Source organism: Aquiluna sp. KACHI24, assembly GCF_025997915.1.
GTDB lineage: Bacteria > Actinomycetota > Actinomycetes > Actinomycetales > Microbacteriaceae > Aquiluna.
Genome location: NZ_AP026677.1, coordinates 1,332,379 through 1,358,253 on the forward strand (window position 1 = coordinate 1,332,379; position 25,875 = coordinate 1,358,253).

General features: G+C 50.5%; 14 protein-coding genes. 7 read left to right on the plus strand and 7 right to left on the minus strand.

Annotated features, from left to right (window positions below; genetic code table 11):
- Positions 1 to 2: 2 nt before the first annotated feature.
- Complete coding sequence (locus tag OO713_RS06600) at positions 3 to 1,205, minus strand: MFS transporter (protein ID WP_264785381.1); 1,203 nt, start codon at positions 1,203 to 1,205, stop codon at positions 3 to 5.
- Between the two features lie 280 nt (positions 1,206 to 1,485).
- Positions 1,486 to 1,950, minus strand: a complete 465-nt coding sequence (locus OO713_RS06605; protein ID WP_264785382.1) for a hypothetical protein — start codon at positions 1,948 to 1,950, stop codon at positions 1,486 to 1,488.
- Positions 1,951 to 2,307: 357 nt separating this feature from the next.
- Between OO713_RS06605 and OO713_RS06610 the strand changes: the two genes are divergently transcribed.
- Positions 2,308 to 5,835 (plus strand): TM0106 family RecB-like putative nuclease, encoded by a 3,528-nt coding sequence (locus OO713_RS06610; protein WP_264785383.1) that lies wholly within the window; start codon positions 2,308 to 2,310, stop codon positions 5,833 to 5,835.
- Between the two features lie 67 nt (positions 5,836 to 5,902).
- Positions 5,903 to 6,280: a hypothetical protein gene (locus OO713_RS06615; RefSeq protein WP_264785384.1), complete on the plus strand. Its 378-nt coding sequence runs from the start codon at positions 5,903 to 5,905 to the stop codon at positions 6,278 to 6,280.
- 91 nt (positions 6,281 to 6,371) lie between these two features.
- On the opposite strand, the gene OO713_RS06620 is transcribed toward OO713_RS06615, so the two are convergent.
- Complete coding sequence (locus tag OO713_RS06620) at positions 6,372 to 7,709, minus strand: hypothetical protein (RefSeq protein WP_264785385.1); 1,338 nt, start codon at positions 7,707 to 7,709, stop codon at positions 6,372 to 6,374.
- Between the two features lie 313 nt (positions 7,710 to 8,022).
- On the opposite strand from OO713_RS06620, the gene OO713_RS06625 reads away from it, so the two are divergent.
- On the plus strand, positions 8,023 to 8,970 hold the full coding sequence (locus tag OO713_RS06625; RefSeq protein WP_264785386.1) for an exonuclease domain-containing protein: 948 nt from the start codon (positions 8,023 to 8,025) through the stop codon (positions 8,968 to 8,970).
- Between the two features lie 2 nt (positions 8,971 to 8,972).
- On the plus strand, positions 8,973 to 9,401 hold the full coding sequence (locus OO713_RS06630) for a hypothetical protein (RefSeq protein ID WP_264785387.1): 429 nt from the start codon (positions 8,973 to 8,975) through the stop codon (positions 9,399 to 9,401).
- Positions 9,402 to 10,189: 788 nt separating this feature from the next.
- On the opposite strand, the gene dcm is transcribed toward OO713_RS06630, so the two are convergent.
- The 4 genes from dcm to OO713_RS06650 are packed head-to-tail and all read right to left on the minus strand — an operon-like array spanning position 10,190 to position 20,585.
- Entirely contained in the window at positions 10,190 to 11,104 is a 915-nt protein-coding gene (gene dcm, locus OO713_RS06635; protein ID WP_264785388.1) for a DNA (cytosine-5-)-methyltransferase, read from the minus strand.
- Positions 11,091 to 16,565, minus strand: coding sequence for a DUF87 domain-containing protein (locus OO713_RS06640; protein ID WP_264785389.1), 5,475 nt, complete (start codon positions 16,563 to 16,565; stop codon positions 11,091 to 11,093). The genes dcm and OO713_RS06640 overlap by 14 nt, the downstream gene beginning before the upstream one ends.
- A 47-nt stretch (positions 16,566 to 16,612) precedes the next feature.
- On the minus strand, positions 16,613 to 18,055 hold the full coding sequence (locus OO713_RS06645; RefSeq protein ID WP_264785390.1) for a hypothetical protein: 1,443 nt from the start codon (positions 18,053 to 18,055) through the stop codon (positions 16,613 to 16,615).
- A 7-nt stretch (positions 18,056 to 18,062) separates the two neighbouring features.
- Positions 18,063 to 20,585, minus strand: coding sequence for a hypothetical protein (locus OO713_RS06650; RefSeq protein ID WP_264785392.1), 2,523 nt, complete (start codon positions 20,583 to 20,585; stop codon positions 18,063 to 18,065).
- Positions 20,586 to 21,086: 501 nt separating this feature from the next.
- Between OO713_RS06650 and OO713_RS06655 the strand changes: the two genes are divergently transcribed.
- The 3 genes from OO713_RS06655 (at position 21,087) to OO713_RS06665 (ending at position 25,853) form a co-directional block, all read left to right on the plus strand.
- Positions 21,087 to 22,838, plus strand: coding sequence for an NERD domain-containing protein (locus tag OO713_RS06655; RefSeq protein ID WP_264785393.1), 1,752 nt, complete (start codon positions 21,087 to 21,089; stop codon positions 22,836 to 22,838).
- Positions 22,839 to 23,393: 555 nt separating this feature from the next.
- Positions 23,394 to 25,190, plus strand: a complete 1,797-nt coding sequence (locus tag OO713_RS06660) for a serine/threonine-protein kinase (RefSeq protein ID WP_264785394.1) — start codon at positions 23,394 to 23,396, stop codon at positions 25,188 to 25,190.
- A gap of 9 nt (positions 25,191 to 25,199) precedes the next feature.
- Complete coding sequence (locus tag OO713_RS06665; RefSeq protein WP_264785395.1) at positions 25,200 to 25,853, plus strand: hypothetical protein; 654 nt, start codon at positions 25,200 to 25,202, stop codon at positions 25,851 to 25,853.
- Positions 25,854 to 25,875 lie beyond the last annotated feature (22 nt).

Here is a 25,875-nt window from a genome sequence, read left to right on the forward strand (position 1 = left end):
GACTAAGCGCTTAGCTTTAGGCCCCTAAGCGAGCGAGCCAGATAACCAGCCAATACCAGCGCGAGCGCCGGATACATCATTGCCCAGGGCAGTGTGATCTGGTCTGACAGCACACCCACCAGAGTTGGTCCAACAAAGTATGCGGCGATAGAGATAACTCCGACTCTGGCGATGCCTACCGAGGGTGCAACACCCTTGAGGTTGGCAGCGCCAAGAATGAAGGCCGGGAACATCGGACCAATTGCAATACCTGCAAAGAAGAACCCGGTGTTCACCACAATCAAAGCAATAAGTGGGCTGTAGTCACTTAGCCAAACACCGAGCAGAATAGATGCTCCCCAAACCAAACCGCCAACAATCCCCAGCACTCGGACAACTAGGTATGGGCCCCACTTCTCAAGCCAACGATCACCTAAGAACCTAGACAGGATCATCGCTAGGGCAAAGGTTGCAAATGCCGAGGCATTGAAACCTTTATCGATGTCCATAAAGTCACGCAATAACAGCGCTCCCCAGTCAGCCGCCGAGCCCTCAGCAATAAACGAGGCGGCTGACCCAATACCCGCAAACCAAAGTGGGATTACCGCAACTGCAAACCAAGGAACCGATGATCCGGTCTTTTGCTCACCCTCACCCTGGTGGCCATCTAGGTCTGGTGGCAATAGCCGGGTCGCTGCAAAGCCAAAAGCGACAAAGCCATAGGCGGCAACAATCAAGAGGTTCTGTGACGGAGTCAGCACATAGGCAACAGCACCACCAAACACAGTGACAGCCAAAGTCCCAACGCTCCACATCCCATGAAAGGAGGCGATGTATCTCTTGTTTAGGTGCTTCTCAATAGCAACAGCCTGGGCATTACCGCCAACATCAAGGGTTGAGTAGCTCAACCCCATTACAAACAAACCAAGCACCAACACCAAAGGTGTGGTGCTAAGGCCCATGATGATTACGCCCACCGGCACAAACACAGCCGAGAAATACATGGCAGTTCTAGAACCAAACCTATGAACCGCTTTACCCGATAGCTGAGCTCCAAAGATTGCACCAACAGAACTGGCTATTAGAACCAAACCAAACTGAGTGTCAGAAAGACCATTGGCTTCTTTGATCTCAGGGATTCTAGGAACCCAAGCCATAGACACAATGCCCATGGTTAGGAAGGTCATCCATAGGGCATTGCGGGCACGGGTGGCTTGAGTAATCACAGCTCAAGGTTAGACGCCCGACGACTATCAACTTCAAATTGCATCGCCTGCTCACTGCCGGTGCCATCTCAAGGTAAGCATCTGGAAGGCTCGAAAAGTTGTTGCTTTGGTCCAAGCTGGGTTTGGTCCTGCCAGTCGCAAGTCATTCCCACCAAGAAGAGGCTCATCACCGAGCTTTACTTGCCCTTAACCAAGTACCTGAAGCCCATTTACTCAGGCCTCAAGGCAATAGCCCGTCCCGAAGTGCTTCGAATCCCCCGAATTGTTTGAGCGATTTCCCCTATTCCTCAGGGTCAGTAGTGAGGAGATACAGGGTCTCGTTTGCCAGGCTCGACAGCTTCTTATCATCCAATCCTCTTACTAAGCCAGCAAAATCTAACCGGACGTCATCATCTTCAAGCGGCTCACAATCTAAAGTTGATTGGAATTCGAGGAACACTACTGGGTCATCCTCATCATCAGCGTCGGCATCATTGACGTAGTGAATGTCCCAGTAGTCTGGGTACTTCTTGAGCAAACCCTCGATGACTCCGTGATCCTCCCAAGTTATGTCAATCGAATCCCAGCTACCCCCCAAGTCGCTCAATGCCTCGCCATCGAATGGCCCATAAACCTCTAAAGCCGGGAAAGGCCTGCCATTACTCAACTGATGGGCCAAAGCTAAAAAGTAAATCGCTTCGAGCTCCTTCTCGCCAATTTCGCCCGCAGAAATGGGCTCACTCGCCAGCACCTTTGCAACCGCCATCGGCAGGCCGGTCCTATAGCCACATTCTCCACAAGTAGCGTTGAAATGTGTGCCGCTCTCGACCTCTGCCCCACAGTTGAAACATTCGCAATTCTGGAAACTCATATTTCCCCCCATACAAAAAAACGACTGGACGAAGCCAATCAAAGCCTCAGCTTGATGATCTCAAGACTTCTCTCACCAAGCTACACCAATCGTGAATCTGGGAGGAAGAGTATTGAAATGGTTTGCTTTGCTTTTCGAAAGCAATCGATTTACTCAACACCCAGCAAGTCCCCCAAATTGCTGACAAAGGTTATTGCACCCCAAGAAACATTCGGCCATGACTTTGTTATCACTACCTGCAATACTCGAAGAATGCGCAAAATCGGGGAGTTGTGGTCATTCAACACTCGCGATCTAATGCGAGCTGCCAGCTGTAAACACTGCACGACTTTGTCTGTCGCGCACGCTCTCGAGATTCCAGCGGTGGAAGAAAAGCTTGCGCCATACATCGAAAAACAGCAACAGCTCAGGGCTGAGGGCAAGGACAAGACCTTGCCGATGAAGTATGGCGCGGTCTTCGAGGAAACCTTGATATCGGAGCTAAAGCAACTCTCGCCTGTAGGCGCGGTTGGTCGCCCAGAAGTCGATGGTGACATCGAAGGAACCATCGAATTGATGCGCAGGGGTATTCCGGTTATCTATCAGGGTGGCCTGAGGCACGAGCAAGGCAGAACGGTTTTCGTTGGTAAGCCAGATTTCCTAATTCGTAACGATTGGGAGTTTGTATTCTCTGCTGAAGGGTTGTTGGCTCGACAAAAGTTCGGGGTTGATTTCACCGGATACAGCGCTTGGGACGCCAAGTTTGCATCAAACGCGAAGGCTGACTACGCGCTGCAGGTGGCTATTTACATCGAAGGGCTTGATGCTCTTGGGCTCAAGGCCGAGAACAGTCGGCACGGCCTGCTTCTTGGCAGTCGCACCATCGTCGATTTTGAAGAAGGCGAGATTGTTCCCGCCACCAGGCTCGCCCGTGACGAGCTCGTTCGAACGATCGAAAGCATCACCTCGGACGGCGACGCAGCGGTGGCAAGAAAACTCGATGACTTCACCTGGCACTGCGATTCAAACTCCGAATGCTCAATCTGTGAGTACCCCGAACTGTGCGAGGACGACAGGTTAGCGACAAGCGATTTGCTTCTTGTTGCTGGACTCGGCGGATCCCTGAGGTCGAAGCTAATTGCAGCAGGGCTTGACACCATGGATGAGCTTGCAGCTGCAAGAGAGAAACCCCACACGGTCTCTTTGCAAACCTTCGAAAGAGTAAGAGCCCAGGCGCAGATTCAGATAAGGCAACGGGATGCTGACGAGCCAGTTCACGAGATCTTGGAAAATCCTGCAATTCAGTATCTTCCAAAGCAGGTAGATGGGGATGTCTTCTTTGACATGGAGGGTTTTCCTTACGAAAGCGATGGGGGACTCGAGTATCTATTTGGTAACTGGACGAGAGACGGTGGCTTCAAGGGTTTTTGGGCACACAACCGAGAAGAGGAAAAGCAGGCCTTCATCGACTTCATGACCTGGGTAGTCGAGCGAATGGAGCGTTTCCCCGGAGCGCACATTTACCACTATGCGTCTTACGAGCAGACCGCTCTTCGAAGACTCAGCATTCGGCACGGTGTGATGCAGAGCGAATTGGCAGATCTTCAAAGAGAAGGTCGATTCGTTGATTTATACCCCATAGTTCTGAAAAGCATGAGAGTGGGCGAGCCCAAGTACTCGATCAAGAACTTGGAGAGTCACTACGGTTTCAAGCGCGAGAAGATTGGCGATGCTTCTGTTGCAACAGCCGCCGACAGCATTGTGGGTTACGACGAATGGCGTTTGCATACAAAGGCGGCCAACGATGAATCACTTGATGTTGAGACTAGGGCTAAGTCGGCGAAGCAAGCAGAGGATCTGCTTGATGCGTTGATGCGCTACAACCGAGATGACGTGAAGTCAACGCAGTGGTTGTATGACTGGCTGGCTGGGATGCCTGGGGCTTGCACTCGCAAACCGGCCCCCAAAGCAGAGGCCACACCCGAAGAGGAAGCCAGGATTCTCAAGGCTCAAGAAGCGCTAGCTGAACTTGAAAGGGAAACAGAGAACCTATTTGTTCCACTAGAGGACTGGCCCTGGGGTCAATCTGAAGAGATGGACAAAAACGCACAAACCTGGGAGACACTTGCAAATTCGATCCTCTTCTACAGAAGAGAGAAGGTGATGCACTGGGTAGACATCTTCGTCAGGTTGAACCAGAGTGTTGAAGACATGGTCCAGGACAAGGGGACTCTTCCGGTAATCGAGCCGGAAGAAGTAGATACCTATCAACAACAAAAGAATGGGCCAATTACTCGGGTTTACAGATGCGACCTACCCGATGAGGCGATCTACCGACCCAAGCCTGGAGACCAAATAGTCGTTGGATTCTCTAGAGGTGGAACCACCAATGACTTCCACAAGGGTGAGGTGCTCGAGATTGATGATTGGTCCTTCACTTTCACAAGAAGGACCAGAAAGCCCGAGGAACTCGATCTTGAGCCTTACTGCATAATCGAGAACAAAGAGTTTCCAACCGAATCGAAAGAGCAAAGTCTGGTTGAGCTCGTCAAGGGGATTACAGCTAACTGGGGAGACCCTAGTGCGGCTGCCCCTTCAGGCCCCGCAGCCCTAGATCTAGTAATGCGGCGGCCACCTCGGATGGTTGATGGTAGACCATTGGCACAAACACTTGATGCCGAATACTTGCCCGCCCTGATTGATTCGGCTTTGCGCATGGATCGAACCACCATGGCAGTCCAAGGCCCTCCGGGAACAGGCAAGACCTACCTTGCATCACACCTAATCAAGGAGTTATTGACGCAGGGCAAACGGGTCGCAGTAACTGCAAACTCTCATGCCGCCATTGAAAATGTGCTTGAGGCATGCCTTGACGCGGGCGTTGAATCAGAACGCATATTCAAGGCTCCAGGCAACAAAAATGAGCCATCCGAACTTTGGAACAACTTCCCAGAAGAAATGCCGTATGCGGGTTCTGTTGTATATGGCGCCACCAGCTTCGCGCTTTGCAACAAGCTGGCAAGAACCCATCACTTTGACTACCTAATAGTCGATGAGGCGGCACAGTTCTCGCTGGTTGACACTCTGGCTGGTTCGTTGATTGCGGACAACATCATCCTGTTCGGTGACCCACAGCAACTGCCCCAGGTCGTTAAGGCCTCACACCCCGGGGGCGTTGAAGAGTCAGCACTGGGTCACTACATGGGCGAGCACGAGATTCTTCCTGACACCATGGGTTACTTTGTTGAAGTTACAAGGCGCCTCCATCCCGAGATAAACAAGGTGGTCTCTTGGTTGGCCTATGAGAACAAACTTCGATCTCACGAGCTAACAAGGCAGTTCGTCATCGAGGGCGCTGCGCCAGGCATCCACACAATCGAACTTGATCACCTCGGGAACTCAACATCATCAACCGAAGAGGTTGAAAAAGTGCTCGAGTTGGTTTCGAAACACATTGACGAGGTTGGCTCGGGAGAGATCCTCATTGTTGCACCCTACAACGCCCAAGTGAATGCGATCAGAAGAGCGTTGGACCAGGCGGGTTATGCGGATGTTCAGGTTGGCACCGTCGACAAGTTTCAGGGACGCGAGGGCCTCGTAGTGATTTACAGCTTCGCTGCCAGTTCATCCCAAGACTCACCAAGGGGTCTCGGATTCTTGCTTGATCGCAATCGCATGAATGTCGCCATCAGCCGAGCAAAAAGCGTGTGTTATGTGGTGAGGTCTAAGCACCTGCTGAAGGCAAACTTCTCTTCGGTGGAGGATGTGAAATGCGTCAGCAGGTTGGCGGGACTGAATTGACGCTGATTATCTAGAAACACAAGTAGATGTGATGTCAGATGAAAAGTAGCGAAACTAAGGGGGCTAAATGTCAGAGATAAGTGCAAAGGATTGGGCTTCAGAATTCGGAATAACTCAAGTTCTGTTCGCAACTGACGATGGAAAAGTTCCGGCCGATTTGGGCTGGGATCCAAAATTGGTATGGACGGGTTGGGATAGCTACGACGAGGTTGGGGGCTATGCCGAGCCTGGTTTGACTATGCCGGATGAAGTCGTAGGTGAAAGGTTCGTTTCTTGTTGGTACCTTGGCTCAAAACCCTGGTCCGAATCGGACATAGATTACGTGGAAACTCTCGAGCGAGAATCTTGTGAGTCCTGCGAAACAGACGGCTGTGAAGAGTGTGATGAACTCGGGTGGATCGAAACTAACCTGCTTGAGGATTGCGACATCCGCGAGCTCAGCTAGTACCTTCACGGCTCTCCTAAGAACTGTCTGCCCACGCGCTTTTGGGGTAATTCAAGGCACCTCTGGCCCTGAATCACACAGGAATCCAAAGCTAGCTAGCTGATGGCGTACCGAAAACGAGATTGCCAGAAGTGTCAATTGCTATTGCCCAATCGCGCACGTTCTTTCTCATGGCGATATGCAAAGCTCGACCGCGCAGAGCGATCCATTCGTCAAACGAGCTCCAACCGTTTGCCCATTCACGCTCGTTGATAGCCGGATGACGCGGTGTGGACCATCCAAAATCCGTGAATCCGCAAACTCTTCTCATGTTGGCAATTGGCAACACTTCTTGAATTTCAAAGTTATGGAGGGTGAAGTTTGAGTCGTATGTCGCTTGCCTATGCTTTTCCCAAAATGGTGAGGCAGATCCTACGGTTCCCTCAAGGATATTCTCTGTGCTAGCGACAAAAGCCCGGAGGCGCTCCTTGAGCTCCACCTCCCCATCAAACTTAAACCTATCGCCAGCCAGTTTCGCGGTTCTGTCGAGGATAGAAGCCCAGGTCATCACTTGCTGGAGTGCTATCCAAACCTCCCAAAAATTGACTGTCCCCTTCGCAAATCTCAATGCCTGATCTATCGACGCATAGGTCAGGCTTGCCTTGCGGTCAGTGTCACAGTTGGAATCTTTGGGGACCGCGCCCTGCGTCACCGTTGGATAGGTCCTCCAACCCTCAACGTCAGGAAATCGATCAATTCTTGGGTAGTGTTGCTCGAAATTTGATGCAAGGTACATCGAGCCACATTCCGAACACGCAAGAACAGAGTCCCCGTAATGATTCGGGAATATGATCCCTGGGTCTTCACCGTCCCTTTCCATCACAACTCCATCAGACCAAACAATTGGATCCTCGAAGTTTTCCAAATCTGGCTGACCGAGAGGTCCGTCAAGATCAAAGATGTAGTGTCGCTCAACCGGGACTCCACACCACAGACAGCGCGTTGCCGGGAGTCTCTTTACCTGGGCAGGCGGCTGCTGGACCTCACCAATAGCTCTAAGAAGGTTGCCTGCGATGATTTCCTCAGGTGTGAAGCCAGAGCCAAATCCCACAAAGTGACTGACTTTGTCTAACTCATCTCGAGTCAAAGCATGGCCCTTGGCCCATGCTTGGACTACTGGGATTTCCCAGTCCAGGTCATTTTCCGGATCCATTCCTGCTCCAGATCCAGGCTCATCGTCTTGTGATTTCTCATCGAACTGATATATCTCATACTGCTCAGTGAGGAATTCTTGGACAAATCCACTGTCAACCAGAAACCAAATATCCTGAGTCGATGACTCTGATGCCCTGGACCCAAACCTTGCTGCCAGGGGAGCTCCAAAACCATCGGTCATGAGAACAGCGGCGAGCCGCCCGGTTTGCCTATCTAGAAAAAAGATCCAATCCACACTTGCCCCCTGAGATGTCGATGCAAGCAGCCTATCTACCTTTCAGCACAAGTGTCCTAGACGCTGCAACTTCTCCACGGAAGCATTGCGACTTGACAGCAGGGAATCGTCAAGTCCGAGTCGACCAAGCTTGAATCATCAGATGCTGCCTAACGCTATTGTTTTTCTCGACCTAAGCAAAGTTGCATAAAGAAGTGTGTAAGTAGCCCATACGGAAGAGCGAATTTCGAGCAGTCTTGGCTAGGTATCACAAACAATCTGAGAGGCAAAATTCTCAAGCCCGATAGCCCCAGAGATGTGGTTTACTTTTTTCATGGGGGAATTAGATTTTGTCGTTGTAGATTTTGAGACCACAGGTCTTCATGCAGATGCAATGCCAATCGAGATTGGCATGGTCAAAGTCACCGATGGGGCGGTGACAGATACTTTCCAAAGCCTGGTTCATCAGAATTGGGTAAGTCCAGAGGCCACAAACATCCATGGTTTATCAGTGGCGGACTTAGAGCTGGCACCGAGCGCGAGTGACCTGGTTGATCAATTTGCCAAATTCATCTCAGACCTGCCACTTGTAATGCATAACGCAGCTTTTGATCTTCGAATTGCAAAAGCGTCCGGTCTTTCTAGATCTCTTTTTGCTAACAAGGTTTATTGCAGTCTTCATCTCAGTAGAGCGACAGTAAATGCGCCGAATCATAAGCTCGCAACACTGGCAGAGACATTGAATCTGAATCAAAGTCCCGAACACAGGGCACTTGCAGATGCGTTAACCACTGCAGAGCTTGTTCTGGCCCTTCTAAACGAGAGAAGATTCAAGTCTTTACATAATCTGTACGTAACTTCTGGATTGTGGCCGGGACAAGTAGGTCCCGAAGGTTACAAGCTCCCTAAGAACGGCTCCAAGCAGAGCGCGCACATGACTGCCTCAATTCGGGAATCTATCGCGGCATCCATCACCGATGATGAGTGGGCGCCTCACCCCGAGTGGATTGGCAGGGAGGTCTGCTTCACAGGAACCCTGGAGTCTATGGATCGCTCGGAGGCTCACAGATGGGCTATGCGATTGGGGGCAGAGCCACGCATGTCTCTCAACAAAAAAACACAGTTTGTAATTGTTGGGGGAAACCGGGGTTCATCGAAGTTGGACAAGCTACAGGAGTGGAGATCCAAGGGTTCCACCATCGTGGAAATTGACGAAGAGCAGTTCTTGGGATTCATCGAAGAGGCGCAGCATCACAAAGGTCTTGCTGAAGAGGGGGTTTGAGCGTGTCAGACAGATTTGACTACAGCTGGGAAGATCAGGATCCAGAACAGATGCAAAGTTGGCATGAGTTCCAGGGTGCGTCGATTGACCCAATTGGGCTCGAGATTAGTGCCACCTCAGGGGATGAAGATGACCTAGATGAGGAAACGTCGGGCATCTTGACTGATTTTGAGGATTGGCTTGTTGCAAATTTCTCAGAAATGGAAGTTGACATCTTGCTAAGCATGCCAGCGCGAGACTGGCGGAACGGAGTCGATGCCTCCCATGTCGACATCAAGCGATTGATGAAAACTTACGAGCTCACTTTCCGTCGTTTGCTGGTCACTCACGATTCCTTGCGTAAAGAGGTGCGCGCGAAGCTTGACGCAGCCGGACTTGCAGAGGTATTCCCGTGGAAAGCCACCCCTTACAGCGACCCTTGGGGCAGATAGTAGCGCTCATCATCTACCCCGCTTCGAGTTTGTTCAGGTTCTGGACCTTTGATTAGGCTCACGCAGACCAGTTAGAGAGCAAGTGGGCTAGAAAACAAGAATTTGGTGGTGCTGGTATCGAAGTACCGTGCAGCGGTCTTAATGTTTGGACCCTTCCGCTTCTGATTTCCTTGGGAAACGCGATGAGTGGCAACAACTCGCTTATTTGAAGCAGGGTCGAACTTGATCATACTGACCTAGGGGAACTGGGCTGGTGAACGAAATCAGGCCCGAGGAGACTGCTCGACTATGGCCTCGCTACCAATCCTTCGCCTGGCCTTCGAGGGCGGAACAGGCATCGAATGAGTTTGGCTCCTGTGTGACTTCTGCGGAGCGGGTGAATTTTCCACCCCTGATTCTTGCCAGGAGTTCACAGGCATGGGAACAGAATATGTAGACGTAGCGGAAGCCTTGGATACGGTGGGTGTTTCTCCCACTGAGGAAGAGATCTGGTCGCTCAGAAAAAGAGGTTGATCTGCAGGTAACTTTTAGCCTCTCGAGGTTAACATTTCAATGGGGACTTTTTCTCGAAAGCCTAGTCAGCTCTCCAGACCTTGATTGAGGACTACGCCTCGTACAAGCACTGGAATTGCGCAGCGTCCAAGGCAATGCTCCTGCTCCCTAGTTTGTGCTCATCAAGTTTCTTTGAGTGACCCTATTCGGGGGATCGGCGTAATGATCGATTGAGGCTCAGCTAATCGTCTACAAAACGGATAGGTGAGCGATCAAAAGAGCAATTGAAGAGTCGCCTATCTCCTCAAGGCAATCGACATTTGGCCTGCTATGGCGGCAACAACCGGGACGGCCACACTATTACCCAGCTGACGATAAATCCTCCCCCGCGACTGCGGAAGAATGAAGTCGCTGGGAAACCCCATAGCGGCCAGGCATTCTGAACGACTCAAAAGACGTAGGCCAGTTTCTCCATCTCTCACAAAGGTTCCGGTTAGTCTCTGAATTTTGTAGTAACTCGATACCAGCGTTTTAATTGGGCCAGTCCAGCCCTGATCAACAATTTCAGGCCTGCCGTCCGACAACTTGAAAACATAAGTTGATTGCAGATGCTTTGAAATAGAGTATCCAAGCGCTCCCCACTCCACGTGCGGCGCGAAGTCCGCAAGGTCCCCTGTGGGGACAGGGAAAGAAAATGATTCCAAGTCCTGTGGGTCCCGAAATCCCACGACGTACAGCCTTCGTCTACGCTGTGGCACACCAAAGTCTGAACTGTCCAAAACCGCATGTTTAACGAAGTAGCCGAGCTCGCTAAGCACTTCCTGAATGGTGTTCCAGGTAGACCCGTTATTGTTGGTTAGCAGCCCTTTTACATTCTCAAGCAAAAAAGCCCTGGGCGTCGTCTCACTCAAGATTCGCGCAATCTCATAGAACAATGTCCCCTGCGTCTCGTGTTTGAAGCCTTGCTGCTTACCAATTGTTGAAAACGGTTGACAGGGAAAACCTGCAACTAGAACTTCAAATGGCGGTATGTGTTTAGCGGGGATCTCGGTAATGTCACCGTGTGGCAAGTCATCGAAATTTGCCTGATAGGTGGCACGTGCATGAAGATCCCACTCGCTAGAAAATACACAGTCGAAAGACTGGCTTTCAAAAGCTAAGCGGGTACCGCCAACCCCTGCGAAGAGATCGATAAACCTAAGAGACTCCATCTCTTCCAACTTCCAAGAAACTCGAGGCTTTGAGCTTCGTAACCATCAGTTTTTGACTACCGCCTGCGGAATCAAATCTCCTGTACAAGGCCTGACCCGTTTGGAAAGAATTGATTTCTGTCCTCAATTTTAGGTGATCGCCAACCGGGAAACCGAGCGCTGCGAGGTCACGTTGGTCAGGGTTCGTCACTCTAAATACACACCATTGACTGAGCATCTCCCTGTAGTCGGTATCGGTTTGAGCAAACTCAGCCATCCCCTGAGTTGCCATCATGATTCCATGTCCGAAACTGCGGCCTTCTCGAATGAGCTTGTCGATTGCAAACAAGCCGAAAGGAATTATGTTGTGCGCCTCGTCAATGAAGACAATTTGATTTAGTTTTTGAGTCCCCTTCTGGTCATCGTACTCTCCAGCGGCACTGTAGTTCGAGTACATGTTTTGGACAAGAGATTCCAAGACCGCGCTTACAGCGAACTTCGCCAAGAAGGGATCACCGAATGCGCCGAGGGCAGAAAAATCAATGATTTGCTTTTTTCCTGGGGCAAAGAACTTATTGAGGTCATTCGCATCCTCTGTTGTCTCCGCAAAAAGCTTAATTAGTTCAACCGATTCGAACAAAGACGACACTACGTCTGCCCTGGGTGCCAGTTTGGCGTAAGCACTGCTAATTAGGCTCATAGGCGGAAATGGTCGGCCACTTTGGTCTGCTACCTGATATGCCCTCTTGATGGCGGATGTAAGGTGACTCGCTTGTACCAACCCCATAGAAGGGGTCATTTTTTGAAGCATGCTCTTGAAGGATGAGGCTTTAGCACCGATTGCGAGGTCTCTGTCGCCCCCGAAGCGCCCAAGATCTACCGAAGAGAGCTCCCAAAAATTAAGCCGCAATGCAGATGCCGGAATGGTTTCAAAGCCAGCCCTTGTCCGAAATCCATCATCTTCCTTCAGGCTGAAATCACCCTTGTAATCGAGAATGAGAATTCCGGGATGAGGCCATGGGGCTTGTGAACCAACGGCAAGGTCAAAAAGCACCCTCTTCATTAGCTGTGTTTTTCCAGATCCAGAGGCCCCAATAACGCCTAACTGAGGGACTACATCTCTCTTGCTTGGGTGGAAGTAATGTTTATTACCATGTTCGTCTACTCCAATTAGCGCAGAAAGACCAGGCAGGCATTCGTCACTGTTATGCAATTCGATAGGGTCAGTATCAGGTTCAATTTCCTTTTTGTCATCCTCAGATTGGTCGTTATCATCAGCCCGCGAAAAATCGTCCTTATCACGTTCACTGGCGTTTACTTCTGAGGAATCTGTTGGTTTGGAACCAACCTGAGAAACATGCGATACGTCCAGAGATTTCAAGCTGGCTTGATCAAAAGCGATAGATCCCCACGACCCAGAGAGCTTTTCAAGCTCAAAATTGTCAAAGACAACCTCTACCGAGGAAATGAGCACGTTGATGTTCTCTAAGGTGGCGATGTCCGCGGTCTTCTCTGACCTGAACTTCACTGCCTCAGAATGGGCCAAGCTCCCAGTGAAATAATTCACCATGGGCGTTCCGAGCTCCAGCGTCACATTTCCAGAAGTTATGTTCTGCATCAACCTGGGAAGCACTTGGCTAAGGTTTGCCCTCTTTGGAGAGAGCTTTCTGGCTGTGTCTATCAAGGCGGCGAGGTTCGTAAGCCAAAGTGCCTTATCGCCTATTGAGGATAGTTCGCTCAAAATGTGCTCGTGAGACTCCAGAACGCCCCGCAAAAGTTTCAGTGAGGCTACAGCCTGCTGCTTGGCCTCATCAAGAGCCCGAGAATCTGCGCCTGGAAGGGTGTTCTGAGCTTGATCTAGACCGTACATCTTTATTTCAATCGGGATAAATCGAATCACGCTCTCGCTTACATCAATCGCTAGAAGATCAGCCTTTCGTCCCGACTCAGGTACAAATTCAGTACCTGCAAGACTCCTCAAAAAGCCGTCGCATGCATCCATCGGGATGACTAGCAGGTTTCGAGAGCTCTCTATAGATTCCAGCACCTTGAATGCAGCATAGAAGCCAATGGCCCCGGATGTGTGAGTCCCCCCCATGGCAAGCAACGCCGCCAAACCCATGCCTCTACCGCCGAGTGTTTCCAGAATGCCTTGAGTTCTTTTCTTCACCTCGTCTTCAGACAGTTGAAGTGAGCTGAGCTTGGAAGCCAGCTGCAGTTTGAATGAATTCGGAACGCGAGCAATAGTCATGAATGCTCTTTTACTGACGCTGGGGTCTGCGCTGGAGCTATCCAAAAACGGTGGCCGCCACTCCCAGAGCATTTGGTTGGAACCCGAGCTTGCAGCGAGCAGCGCAGCCACGGTTGAGGGGCTCAGAAGCCCCTCGCCGCTAACGGTCCAATCCGCTGATCCATCCGCCAAAGCTGGTTTGTTGAGGCTGCTCAGTATTACGTCGCCCGAAGCGCCGGCTTCCACAACCTCTACCGCATTTCGAAACTGAATCCACCCTGTTTCAGAAGACAGTCGGGGAGCCAGTGAAGTAATTCCCTTGGCCTGACCCTCTACGTCAGCTATCGAGACAAACCGCCTGAACGGAATCTCGGCTAAAGTGCCTAATTTTGCTGCATTTCTTCGTTCTATTCGAACGTGAACACCTGGGTCTTGCAACAAACGAATTTGGCAACGGTGAGAGCCCTGTGTGGTTGATTGGTAACGCCGCCAGCTGAATGGACGAGGTAACAAACTTGATGCCGTTTGCAAAATTCTTTCCCTCGGAAATTCCCCCAATCTCGAGAGCGAATCCAAAACATGTATACCGCCAGGCAGGTCTTGCGAATCGCGTCCAACCGATAGCGCGACCTCATGGATTGCCTCGTCCAAATCGGTAAGGCGGGATGATTTTGAACCTTGGCTAACCGCAAGATCGATGACCAAGCTAGAAAGATGCGGATTAACTCTCCTGTAACTTTTCACAGCGGAGACCGAGGCCGATGCATTAAGCCCCGTAGAAGAATTTCCTGGGGCTGTAAAGCCGGCAATGTTATTCGGGCCGACAACACCTTGGGCCGAGCTATTAATCGGTACGAGCATGGACCAGCCCAAGAACTGATAATCAGTGCCGTGGTCCGTCGGGACTGCCAACATGGAGGAACCCGCTTGTGGTGCAGGACCTATCATTGGAAAATCCCAACCCTCGATTGTCCCTGCTAGTTGTCGTGCCTCTTGCGCCTCCCAGAGACCGTGCTCGACACTTGCAATCCAGGCCAGTCGAAGCGGATGAAGCGGGCTGAGTAGAACTGAGGAGCACAAGCCAGTCTCCGCATTCCAGACTGATGTAGAGAATGGGTATGAGGCCCAAAAAACTTCCGACTCCCCGAAATGATCCCTCGCAAAACTGACCATCTCCTCAAACGAGGTCAGAAGTTCATTCAATTTCGTGGAGTCAGAGTAAAGGTGCCTCCAGCTAGTCTTCGAAGGCCAATTTATGGCTCCGTCCATTTTGGATGTCAGGTTGATTTCAAGGTCTAACTGCTTCACCTGATCGACAAACTTAGAGACCACGGAGGAAGAGACAAAGTCTGGGTCCACGCCGAACCCTACATTCGAGAGCATTTGTCCCACCTCGCGAGCACACAGAATGCCGTGCGGGAAATCCGTATTGATTGACTCTGCAACGCCCAAGGGCTGGTTTTCCTCCAGTGCAACATGGAAGAGACATTTCAGCCATGACTCATTGGAGATGTTTTCCGACAGCAAATCTTCAAGACGGCCACGTATCGATGTGGCGTTCTCGGGAGACGCCGCAATCGTGGGCAGCATCTCCTTACTAATGGCTGCGATGATTGGGGAATGAGTACTCCTGGACTGAGATTCTTTAAACAACTGAATAGAGCAATTCCCGGAGTCGACCTGAATCTGTTCCGAAATAGAAATAGATGCCCCAAAAAACTCAGAATCAATCAGAGTCGGAAACTCTGTCCCCTCAAACTTCGCTGAGTTGCCCCTAACGAGCAAGCCCAAAGACGTGATTGAAGAATCGATGCCAACCGATGAGGGTTCGGGAAGGAATTGCTTCGCATTTACTTTTGGAGAGGCTTTGGTGGAATCAAAGAAGCCGAGATAGCTAAGCTCACCCCATGACGCTGCCAGAACGAGCTGGGTTTTTCCGGTTTGTTGTACCAGCAGGCTCAGAGGGTTGCTTGGAGGTAACTCATAGGTCATGGTTGCCTGAATCAAGAACTCCTGACCAAGTTTTAGAGCGAGTGCATCTGAACCAACTAAGTGGCCGCGAATTCGCACTCCGGAAATGTCACACACCACTTCCTCAGTAATCCATTCACAGCCATCCTGGGCTACGTCAAATTCAATCTCGAGGTTTGCGCTCGGAAGCGCTTGTGCATCGTCCCTCGGCTTAAGGTAGACAAGGATAGTGTCAGATCTCAACCCATAATCAAACTCCCTAAGGGGCACAAGGTAGGGAGATTGGTCCGCACTTTGGGGCCTAATTCCTAAGGAGCACCCCCGGTCCTCGAGCTGGAGTTTTTCAATTCCTTGGGCACGGACGAGTGACCGCGGAGTTAGTAAATCTGACTGTGGGTAAGATCCTATGAAACCTCGATCAACAATGGATGAACCGATCGCATTCAAGAACGTAAGAACAGAATCGCCGTTCAAAGCAAAGGCATCAACGTAGTGCTCTTCGTCAATGTGGAGCATGGTGCGATCGAAATGATCCGATTCCGCCACACGATTCGCAATGAATTGTGCTGAAGTTACGGTTTTGTCCCATGAGCTCCACCAGTCTCCGTAGGCGCGAAGGACCATTTTTGCAGCGGCCCCGACTTCTCCCAAAAAGAGGCCACCGGAAGATGGATTCGGCAGCCCAAATGCTGGGTAAATTGCCTGTTCCACCCCTTCACAGTCAGCAAACGACGCGATTTTTACAAGCCTCTCGAGGGAGGCCTCCACGAATTCAAACCATAGGACATTCCAGGGTTTGATTGAATTAGTCGAGTCGCTCTCCAAGATCGCAGACACAAGACTCAGAGCATGGGAAAGACGATCCTCACTAAGGCTCCTATCGAAGTCGTAACCATACTCAGCTTGCAACTGACCCAGGAGCTGAACGGACGCGCCTGAGATGTCGCTGATCTTCAGGTGCGAGGCTTCCGGCTTAGGAAAGCTGCCCCGCAGTAAAACTTTGGATGCATTTGATATCGACTCCACACTGGAAGGGCCAGAGATGATGAGAAATCTTCTTTCTTCCTCGGAATCGCAGCGAAAGTTCACTAGTTCGAACTCCGACATCGTGAAAGCAGGATCCCCGTCTAAATGGAACCCGTGCAAAAATGCGACAGCCTCTGGCGAGCCGTCCGAGCGCTTGATCTCATCATTTATCAATTTGACAACATCGGCAATAAACTCCGTCGAAACGCCAGATGGGAACTCAAGCCTCCACGTTTTTGCCGAAGCGGAAGTCATGATCGCCCCAGACAAAGCCCGTCTAAAAAAAGTCGACAAATTTGCTCCTAGAATGCCGTGTCTATGTTCAATCCAATGTCTGCGTCAGCAGACCCCCGAGCCAGTCCTGCCCTCTCCAGTTCGGAAACAAGTTCAGATGTCGGGGGATTGAGCCCCATTGAGTTGAGTTCGAAAAGGAGGTTGCCCATGTTGATCGACTCCCTTGGTGCCCTACTGGAAAGGCTCACGACAGCGGCCAACCATTCTGTTCCTGGGTCAGGCACTCTGAAGCGACCACCCTTTAGGCTTAGTAGCCCGAAGTGATCAGCTCCCTCGCCGAATTCTTTTCTAATGTTTAGGGAATATGTAACAGCTTCAACTGTCGAGGTGTGCCGAGTGGTGGGCAGATTCTTGGCCGCAGCCAGTGATTTCAAAAAATTCGCATTTCGACGAAGGGCTTCTAGGCCAACTTCCAGTGAAACATCGGCTAAACCCATTTCCTTCACTGTGGTTGAAAGCAATGAGCTAATTTCACTGCCCGTTCGCACCTTCTTGTCGATGTACCCCTTGACCCCTCTCAGGGAGATAGGCAAATCTGAGGGGGCCCATGGTAGCAACAATGCCCCGCGCATAGACGAAAAGTTGAACTGCTGCGATTCACGGGAAAGAATATTCTCTGCAACTGTGTGATACCAGGCTGCCTCCCACAAATAAGTCATCCCGAAAGCTGTTCTTAAGACTGCACTCGCCCAATCTGTCCAAACCCTCGGGGGTAATGCATCGATCCATTGTTCACTCGTGAGATTCTTCCAAGACCGAGTGAACCAGCCCATCGGACTCTGAATCATGAGCTCAGGGTAGGCCTGCCCAATGGCCCATGGCTCTGATTGACTCGACCTTGAATTTTTCCGAACTCGAGGACCGAACCCCTTGGTACTATCCAAGGCACGGTCCAATGCCTTGAGGTGCATGTTTCTATCTAGCATCCTCTCTGATGCTCTTAGCCAACTCTCGCCGATGGAGTCCTCAGAGTCAACCAAGCCAAGTTGCCAAATCTGCTCAAACATAAGTGCGAAATTCGCGTTGGTTCCCTTCATCCCTTTCACAGTCTGGAGCAGAGCCAAAGATGGCGAAAGCGGGCTCACGGCTATCGAATCAGACTTGATGGATGTTGTACCGGTAACCCCAGATAACAACGCCTTCACGAAATCACTACTTATTAGGAGCTGCTCTCCCACTGAGCCTCTGGATAGAGCAAATCCTGCATCCCGCAGATTGCTTGCAAATCCAGATGATGGTTCAACTAACCTCTCCCAGCTGTACTCAACCTTTCCACCCCGCTGCTCTCCGGAGGCGTTTTGATCTGAGTGCCTCTGCTGCCTTCTGAATTTTCGGCGAACGTCCGCGGATACGCCTTCTACATCGAAAAGCCCCCAGGCTATGGAAGTCAGAAAGATCTCGGGAGAAGTTGGGTATTCGGGTCGGTTTAGCTTTGGAAATAAGTCCCTCACTTTACATTCATTCATCTGATGACCCCACAAACACATCACGTAAGTCGTCACCCAACACCAATGTGAAATTAACGCTTCTTTGATTTGAAGACGAAGACAATTTTGTTGCCCCCACTCGGTCCAACCTGGGATCAACGTATGAGGATTGATCTGTAACTCCATGTGTCATTCCGGAGGATGAGATGACTTCCCTAAGCAAACCAAAGTCAACTCGAATTCTTCCAAGTTCAAAACCGAGCTCTTTTAGAACTAGGAATAAATCTGGACCAGCCTTTACCGTTTCGAGATGCACATTGTCGAGGCTTGTCGCAAGTCTTGGATTTGCCCGAGATTGGAGGCCGAGAGGGGACAGTTTCGAATCCAAAAGAGGTATGAGTGACGGGGCATCACCATCGCCAGGAATCATCTTTGGCTTGAAAAGAGAGTTGAATCTTGGGAGTATTCCTCCCTCGCTCGGAATAGCAGGCGATGCATCCCAAAGCAACAGCCAAATTGTCGCCTCCTCGGCACCTGCGCCAAACCCGCAATATGTCGCCAGCATTCGGGAAAGGTGCCGAGCGTACCTCGCAGTAATTGCACTCGAGCGATCCTCCAAGAGATATCCGTCCGACAATAGAGACGAATACATTTCGTCGACTGCGAAGTCGACTTGGGACAAGGATTCAACAAAATCTGCCAGTCCTTGCTCAAGCGCAATTTTCAGAATCGACTCGTCTCGATCTATCGATTGGAAGCAATCGAGTAAGACTTCGATGGGTTGTTTGACCCTAGTTTTTGCAGCTTGAGCTATCGTGCTTTCAGGCGTGGAGCCAAGGAGCGGGTCGACGGCATGAAGCAACCTCAAGGCGGGATCCTGTGGATTGGCTTCGAAAGATGCAAAGAGTGAGCCAGGCGAACGATATTGGACGATCAGGCTAAATGATTCGATCGAGTCTTGCCCAGAAGACAGTGAATTCAGTGAAACAAGGGCTTTTTGCAGGTCGACCAGGGCGATTTGATCGACCAAAGGGCCAAAAATGTACCGAGTGATCAAGGACCAAAAAGCGCGGTAGTTGAGCCTAGTTCCAGAATTGATTTCGGCAATTCTGAGCAACTGCATTAATCCGGCCACATGTTGTGAATTGGCCAAGTTTTTCAGATTTCCGACAATCGGATTCGTGCTGTCCAAGGAATACTCTGCAGCAAACACGTCGGACGGAATCGCATTGGCTAGTCTCGAAACTAGTTGTCCCAGGGGCGCTTCAAGTCTGTAGTTCAGATCCTGGCCGTGCGAAACATTCCCAAGTTTTTGATTCTTAGAAGATATGCCGTCCCAGCCCAATTCATTTACTTCGACAAGGGGGCGAAGCTCTAACAGCGAGCAAACGTCCATGTACAGCGCTACGAAAATCCTGACATATCCAGCTGGGTCCGAGACGCGAGCGGCCCTTAGGTAATCGCTAGATGCGAGTATGTCGAAACCATTCCACCCTTCCTTGCTTGGGCGCTGTGAAAGCCATAGCAATAGGTCGTAGTTGAAACGGTTCTGTTCTACGGAGGTCGAATTCAATTCATCGGCAAACACACCGCGGTTGGCACAAACCAGCATGTGCATTTCTCCTCGCGATGCCCTCTCGATATCATTCAGAACGGAATCTTGACTTCCATACTGCTTGATCGAAGCGTCGTTTATGAAGACAATCCCCCGCCCGATTGGAATGTCCATAGATCGAAGGTTTGTTATTCCAGTTGATGGGAAGATGTGACCCAACGAAGTCAGAAAGTCTTTTGCGAAAGTGGATTTTCCTGAACCTGGACCACCTACGAGAAAAAAGGAGACAGGTGTGCCGTTCGGGGTTCGAATTTCCGACTCAAACAACTCTGCCATTTCGACTAATCCTGGACTCCATTCACCCAGAAACTCAGGTGGCAAGGATGTGCTGGCGGGAGACTCCGCCGCAAGGCTTCCGCCGTAAGATCGAGACCAGATTGCTCCTACAAGATCGCTGATCTTCCCAGGGTAAGGAGCTTCCACTTGATTGGTTCGACGTTCATCTGGGACGAACGGCACAGGATCGACTGCCTGCACGTCAATCGAAACATCGCTCTGGTGCGATCCAAGGAAGGACTTAACAATCCGCTCAATGTGAAGGTGCGAGGCAGTTGAGATGTTAAGAAATCCCAATTCTCGCCTCCTGCGGGACCAAAACACCAGCATGAGGTCACCATCTTCAAACGTCTCTTCAAGACCAGCCACCTTCATGATTCTCTGTTTATCCGCAATCGCTTTTTGGAATAGCTCGACAGTGACCTTGAATTCTGCCCCAGTGGCATCTAGGAGCGACCCATTCTGGGTTACCGCACTCGCATACCCGGGCTCTTGATCCGCGAAGTTATGGATGCCATTTTGAAGCAAAAAGAGGATTCCACTCGAATCTAAAGGAATAGATTCTCCAGCCAGGAATCTATGTAGAAAGAAATCAACGCCCAGGGCCTGGATGAGCAGCACGCGATTTAGCTCAGACTCGCTGATCTCAATCTCAAAACTCACTTGCCCCCCAAATTCCCGACGAAGTGCTAGGTCTCATCGATCCGAGCCCCCTAAATTCACCTTACAGCAACCAGAGGACAAGGAATAGATGCTGAAGTCGGTGAGCTGCGAGATATCATCAGTTGACTAATCTTGAGGACGAATCGCTAGCAGGAAAACATGTCCGCCATTTGAAATGATCCCATCAAAAATACAGTTTGTCCGATGGAAATTGATTTGACCTCTGACTCTAAGAAGTGGTGCAAGCGCTAACTTTCAGAAGCCCCTAGCCAGCATGTCACTCTGCAGGTGGGCAAAGAATTTCCCCACCATGTGGGCATTTGTTCTACCGTAAGAAACCAGAGTCCAACCCCAGGCACTTAGCCCCTCTTTTTGTTTCTAGTGAAAATAGGGATCGAAGTCTGGGTAATCTGAGAATCTGTACTCAATCCAGCAAACATGTTGAGCTCTCAGACATGAGATTGACCTCCTGAGCTCGTATCTTAGTGACAGGGGGTTGTCATGAAATTCATTCCCGAGTCGCCCAGAGGTGGGGCCAATGTTTCTGAGGTCAGGCTCTTCGAGGCTCTGAAAGCTCATGGGGCAGAGACAGATTGGACAGCAGTTCACTCGATCTTGATAGGCAGAGACCCAGACGTATTAGTTGGTGAGGCTGATTTCTTTGTCTTGATACCAAACAGAGGAATCGTTGTAATTGAAGCTAAGGCTCCGACTCAGGTGACCTATAAGTCTGGTGATTGGTTTCTTGAAGGCACGCCCAATCCTAAGAAAAACCCCCTGGATCAAGCGAACCGAGCAAGGGGTGCCCTGAGAAAATTCATAGCAGAGCTTGGTATGGATGATGAAGTTCCTATCGCTCGCATGGTCTGGTTCACTTCATTGGGGCGACACCAGTTCGACCCTGTGTCCCGTGGAGACTTTCAGTTCCACGAGTGGGAGCTTGGCTGGAAGCAAGACCTAGCAGCACCCGTGAAGGCTATCGAAAACGTCTTGGACAACTTCCTGAGGCACTACTCCAAATCAGAAACCATCAAGATATCCCCAGGGCACTTCACCCAGGATGTATCAGAAAGAATCAGCTCTGCATTATTCGCAGACTTCACAGTGTCTGAGGATCCCAGGGATAGAGCGAAAGAGCGGGCAGACGAGCGTCGACGATTGCTTGCGGACCAGTTCAAGATATTGAATGCGATAGAGGACAATCCCCACATTTATCTTGAGGGTGCTGCGGGCTCAGGAAAAAGCTTCCTTATATCGGAAGCCGCAATGAGGTCCCGTCGCGACGAAAAACGCACGCTTGTGACCTGTTGGAATGTTCTAATGGCCGAAGAGTTGGCTCGGCAAATACCCCATTCAAACGATCTGAATTTTGTTGTCAAGGATATCAACTGCCTAATGCTTGAATTTGCCGGACTGAAAAGTAACCCGAGCGATGCGAGCTCTGAGTGGTACGAGGAGGAGTTGCCGGAGCTAGCCCTGGCTGGCCTGAAAAGAAAGCCATTTCTTGGAAACTTCAGCGCAATCTTGATCGATGAATTCCAAGATTTAGTGGGGAAGCTCAAAGTTCTCGAGTTTCTCTTGTCACTTGGGAAGGGGCTGGGACTCAGCCAAACTAACCTCGTTTTAGCAGGAGATGAGCGGCAGCAGATCTTGGTGGATCGCCGAGGCTCTATGGGGTCTTTCGCAACAGCTAAGGCTTTGTTGCCTGGGATTGTGAAATACAAGTTGAAAGCAAACACCAGAATGAGCCCAAAGCTTCACAGAGAAATGCAAAAACTTCTCGGCATCAAGTTGGAAGTGGATGAGCACCTCATAAAGTCCGATCAAATCGGCGGACTCACTGTTATCGAAACAACTCAAAAGCAGCAGGCTACAGCGTTGAAAGATTGCCTAAATGACCTCTTGCTGTCCTACTCCTCTTCAGAGATTCGCGTTCTCTCACCGTTTGGTGCTCAACGTTCACTAATAGGAAAGTTGTTTGAATCAGAGGTAAGGGCCAACGATGAGGTTTGGTTGAAATCCCATGCCAGGCATGCGTCGACAAACGGGGAAATTCGATGGAGATCGATTTCCAAGTTCAAAGGGCTCGAAGATGAGGTTGTCGTTATCACCGACATTGGTCAGGAGTCCGCGGACTTTTTTGCAGAACGGGGGCAGCCAATAGCAGACTGGCTCTATGTCGGCATTTCAAGGGCTCGACACAGGTGCATTTTGATTACAACAACGCCGATCGATGAGCTCTTGAGGCAGTAGACACGGGCTTTCGGATTTTGGGGGACTTGACTTTGGCGGCACCAAGAGTAAAAAGTGGCATTAGGCGAGCGGTGTAGGAAGATGCTGAGAATTCTGCTTTGGCTAATGGCCATAGTCGTGACGGGCCAGACTATTGCCAACTTCTGGGAGGGCGATAAAGCCAATGGAGTCACTGGACTATTTCTTAGCCCTCTTTTTATCTGGGGAGCTTGGGCCGTGACACGAAGGCACAATCGAAAAAAGAGCAGGCCTGCCGTTCCTACCTCAGGGGAATCGCATGACTCTCGAAAAGCTGAACTGGCAAAGGCTGTCGGGGATTTTAGAGAAGCCCTGAGACAAGCCCGGGAGGACTTCAGGGATCTTTTTGCAGAATTCAAAAAGGCGTTCGCTCAGGATAACAGCAACGCTGCAACGAATCCCAGGAAGGGTGCGAACAGGGGGCCGAGCTACAACGAGAAAAGGTTCGAGCCCGCCATGGGAGCAGCACGAAGGCTGCGGAAAATTGCGACAGACTTTGAAGACCGACGAAACAGCGTCATCCTGAATCTACAGCCAATGCGGGTAACAAGAGGAACCAAAAGTCAGCTTTACTCGGGGCAAGGTGGCCTGATCATTCGCCGGGACAGCATCCTTGTTGGTTACTCGAATGAGAGATCGAGAAATCCTCAGATGAAGCAGCTGGATAAGAAGTGGTCCAAAACTCTTGGACCCGTGCCAACCAGCCCAACTGTTTATTATGAGGACCACTCCTACGTTGAGTTTGAAGCCTTGAACCTTGAAGATCACATCCTCTTCAGCGCCTTTTGGCAAGTGCTTGATGGCGATGTGTTCCAGCTACAGGATTACGCGCGTTCGAAATTTGCGACAAAGCTTCGAGCAGCTGCGAGATACATCGAGGAGAATCGCGAAAAAATCATTTCGGAGAATGGTGCGCTAAGCCTGGATGGTCTGGACTACTCCACGCTGTCCGATGATGAAGACGTACTCAAGGAGTTTTCGCAGCCCAAAATCGGATCAATTATTGAGGGCTACAAGCTGGTACGAGAGCTTGGAGGCGGGGCATTTGGATCGGTGTTTCTTGCTCAAAGCATTGAGGACAAAGACGCCATGGTGGCGTTTAAGCTCATGAAACCAAGACCAGGTCCTGAATTCAAGGCCGGTCAAGTTGGATTCATGCACCAAGCTGAAGAGTTTCTAGCCGAGGCGAAGAACAGCCTGAACTTCACCGCTGCGCCATATGTAATGAATGCCCACGAAATGGGGATGTATCCATGGCCTTGGATTGCATATCCACTTGTTAGGGGTGGGACCGTCAAAGAAGTATCTGCGTATCGAGGAATCTCCGACAGGGATTGGTGGGAGCTCGCACATGACCTAGTTTCCGGTCTCAACTCGATCCATCAAGAAGGACTGGTCCACCTAGACATCAAGCCCGACAACATAATGCGTCATGAGGACAGGTTTATGATCATGGACCTCGGGGTCTCCATGGTCACGGGATATGAGTTTGGACAATTACCTTCCGGGACGATCGTTTACATGGCACCTGAGATTCTGGAGGCCCGTCTCAGAGGGGACAGGTCTTTCAAGCCCTCGGGGGTCGCAGACGTGTTCTCAGCTGGACTCACATTGCTTTGGTGCCTAACCGGTCGTTACCACATAGACCCTAGGACGATAACTAGTCAGGCAACCGCCGAGGAGCAGGTCTTCAGAAGCCTCCTGAAAAATGGGGTTGAGATTTTTGACCTCCCCGCAGAAAAGCAAGCTCTCCTGAAAAAGATGCTTCAGGTCGATCCAAAGTTACGTGCGACCGCCAATGAGTTGCTCTTTGACATAGCGCCTAAAGTCGACATGGACCTAAAGGTACAGCAAGTCGAGCGGGCTAAATTCGCTCTCTCTGAAGGAGCATTAGGGCAACTTGAGGGTGGCGAAAATGCGAGATTCAAAGAGCGAATCGATGGGCCTCTAAAAACTTGGATGCCTTTTCAGAATCAACTGCGAGCAATCACAGAAGAAATCCGACCAGCGTTCTTTAGTGCTGATATCTACTTCAATTCCGGTCGAGAGTGGATGTATGTTCAAGCTCTCTATGCTGCGGGCGGCTGGGTGTTGGAGTGCCAATCGGAAGTGTTCATGGACAGTGGACTCAAGGACTCACAGAAGCAAAAACTCATTGCTTTGGGCTGGAACCCGCCAACTGAATCCAGTCCAAATTACGAACGCATAGTGGACATGATCTCTGCGGAGAAAATGGCAAATCTATTTGTCGATGCCCTTGAGCAAGCCTACGGCGTGCTTCTTTCCGAGATTTCATACATCGAGTTCAAGATCCAGAACAAGAATGCCTACTAGGAGTGCGACATGACTGACCAGGTTCTTTTATGTGCAAACTGCAAGGCAGTAATTGAGATTGGTGAAGACGTTGGACTGGTCGGGAAAAGCAACATTCCAGAGGAAATGCACATCGTCTGTCTCAAATGCCATGAGGCTCAGGACTTTCCAAACATACCTGAGCTTGCAAGAGCGAGCACCAGGTTTGAACTCAAGGGGCCACTGTCTGGTCGCTTTAGGCCCTGCAAAGCTAACGACGTAATCATTGAGGAGCGACAAAAGTCTTTCGAAAAACCTAGATGGGATCAGCTCGAGCGGGACACTCTAGATATGTTGCACGAATGGGGAAACAGGTTTAATGGGTTGACTTTGTCCGGAAGAACCTATCGGGGTTACGACATCAGCTTTGAATGGAGCGACCAAAAGATTGTGGCCCTAGGTTTCCCTGGGAAATCAACAAAACTCTTCCCTCCAATGGATATTTATCGTGTACACCGACTAAGGGGTATGGGGCTCGAAGGATCAGGGGTGAATCCAACACACTGGACTATCGCACTAGACGGCCCCGAAGCCGAATTTGAAAATGTCGCACGAATTATTAGCCACGTGCTTTGCTATGGATACTTGCTGGATTTCTCCCGTATAGATCAAATCACCCCAAATCTAGAGACGCGAGATAGCTAATTGCTCCCTTCATGAACTAATC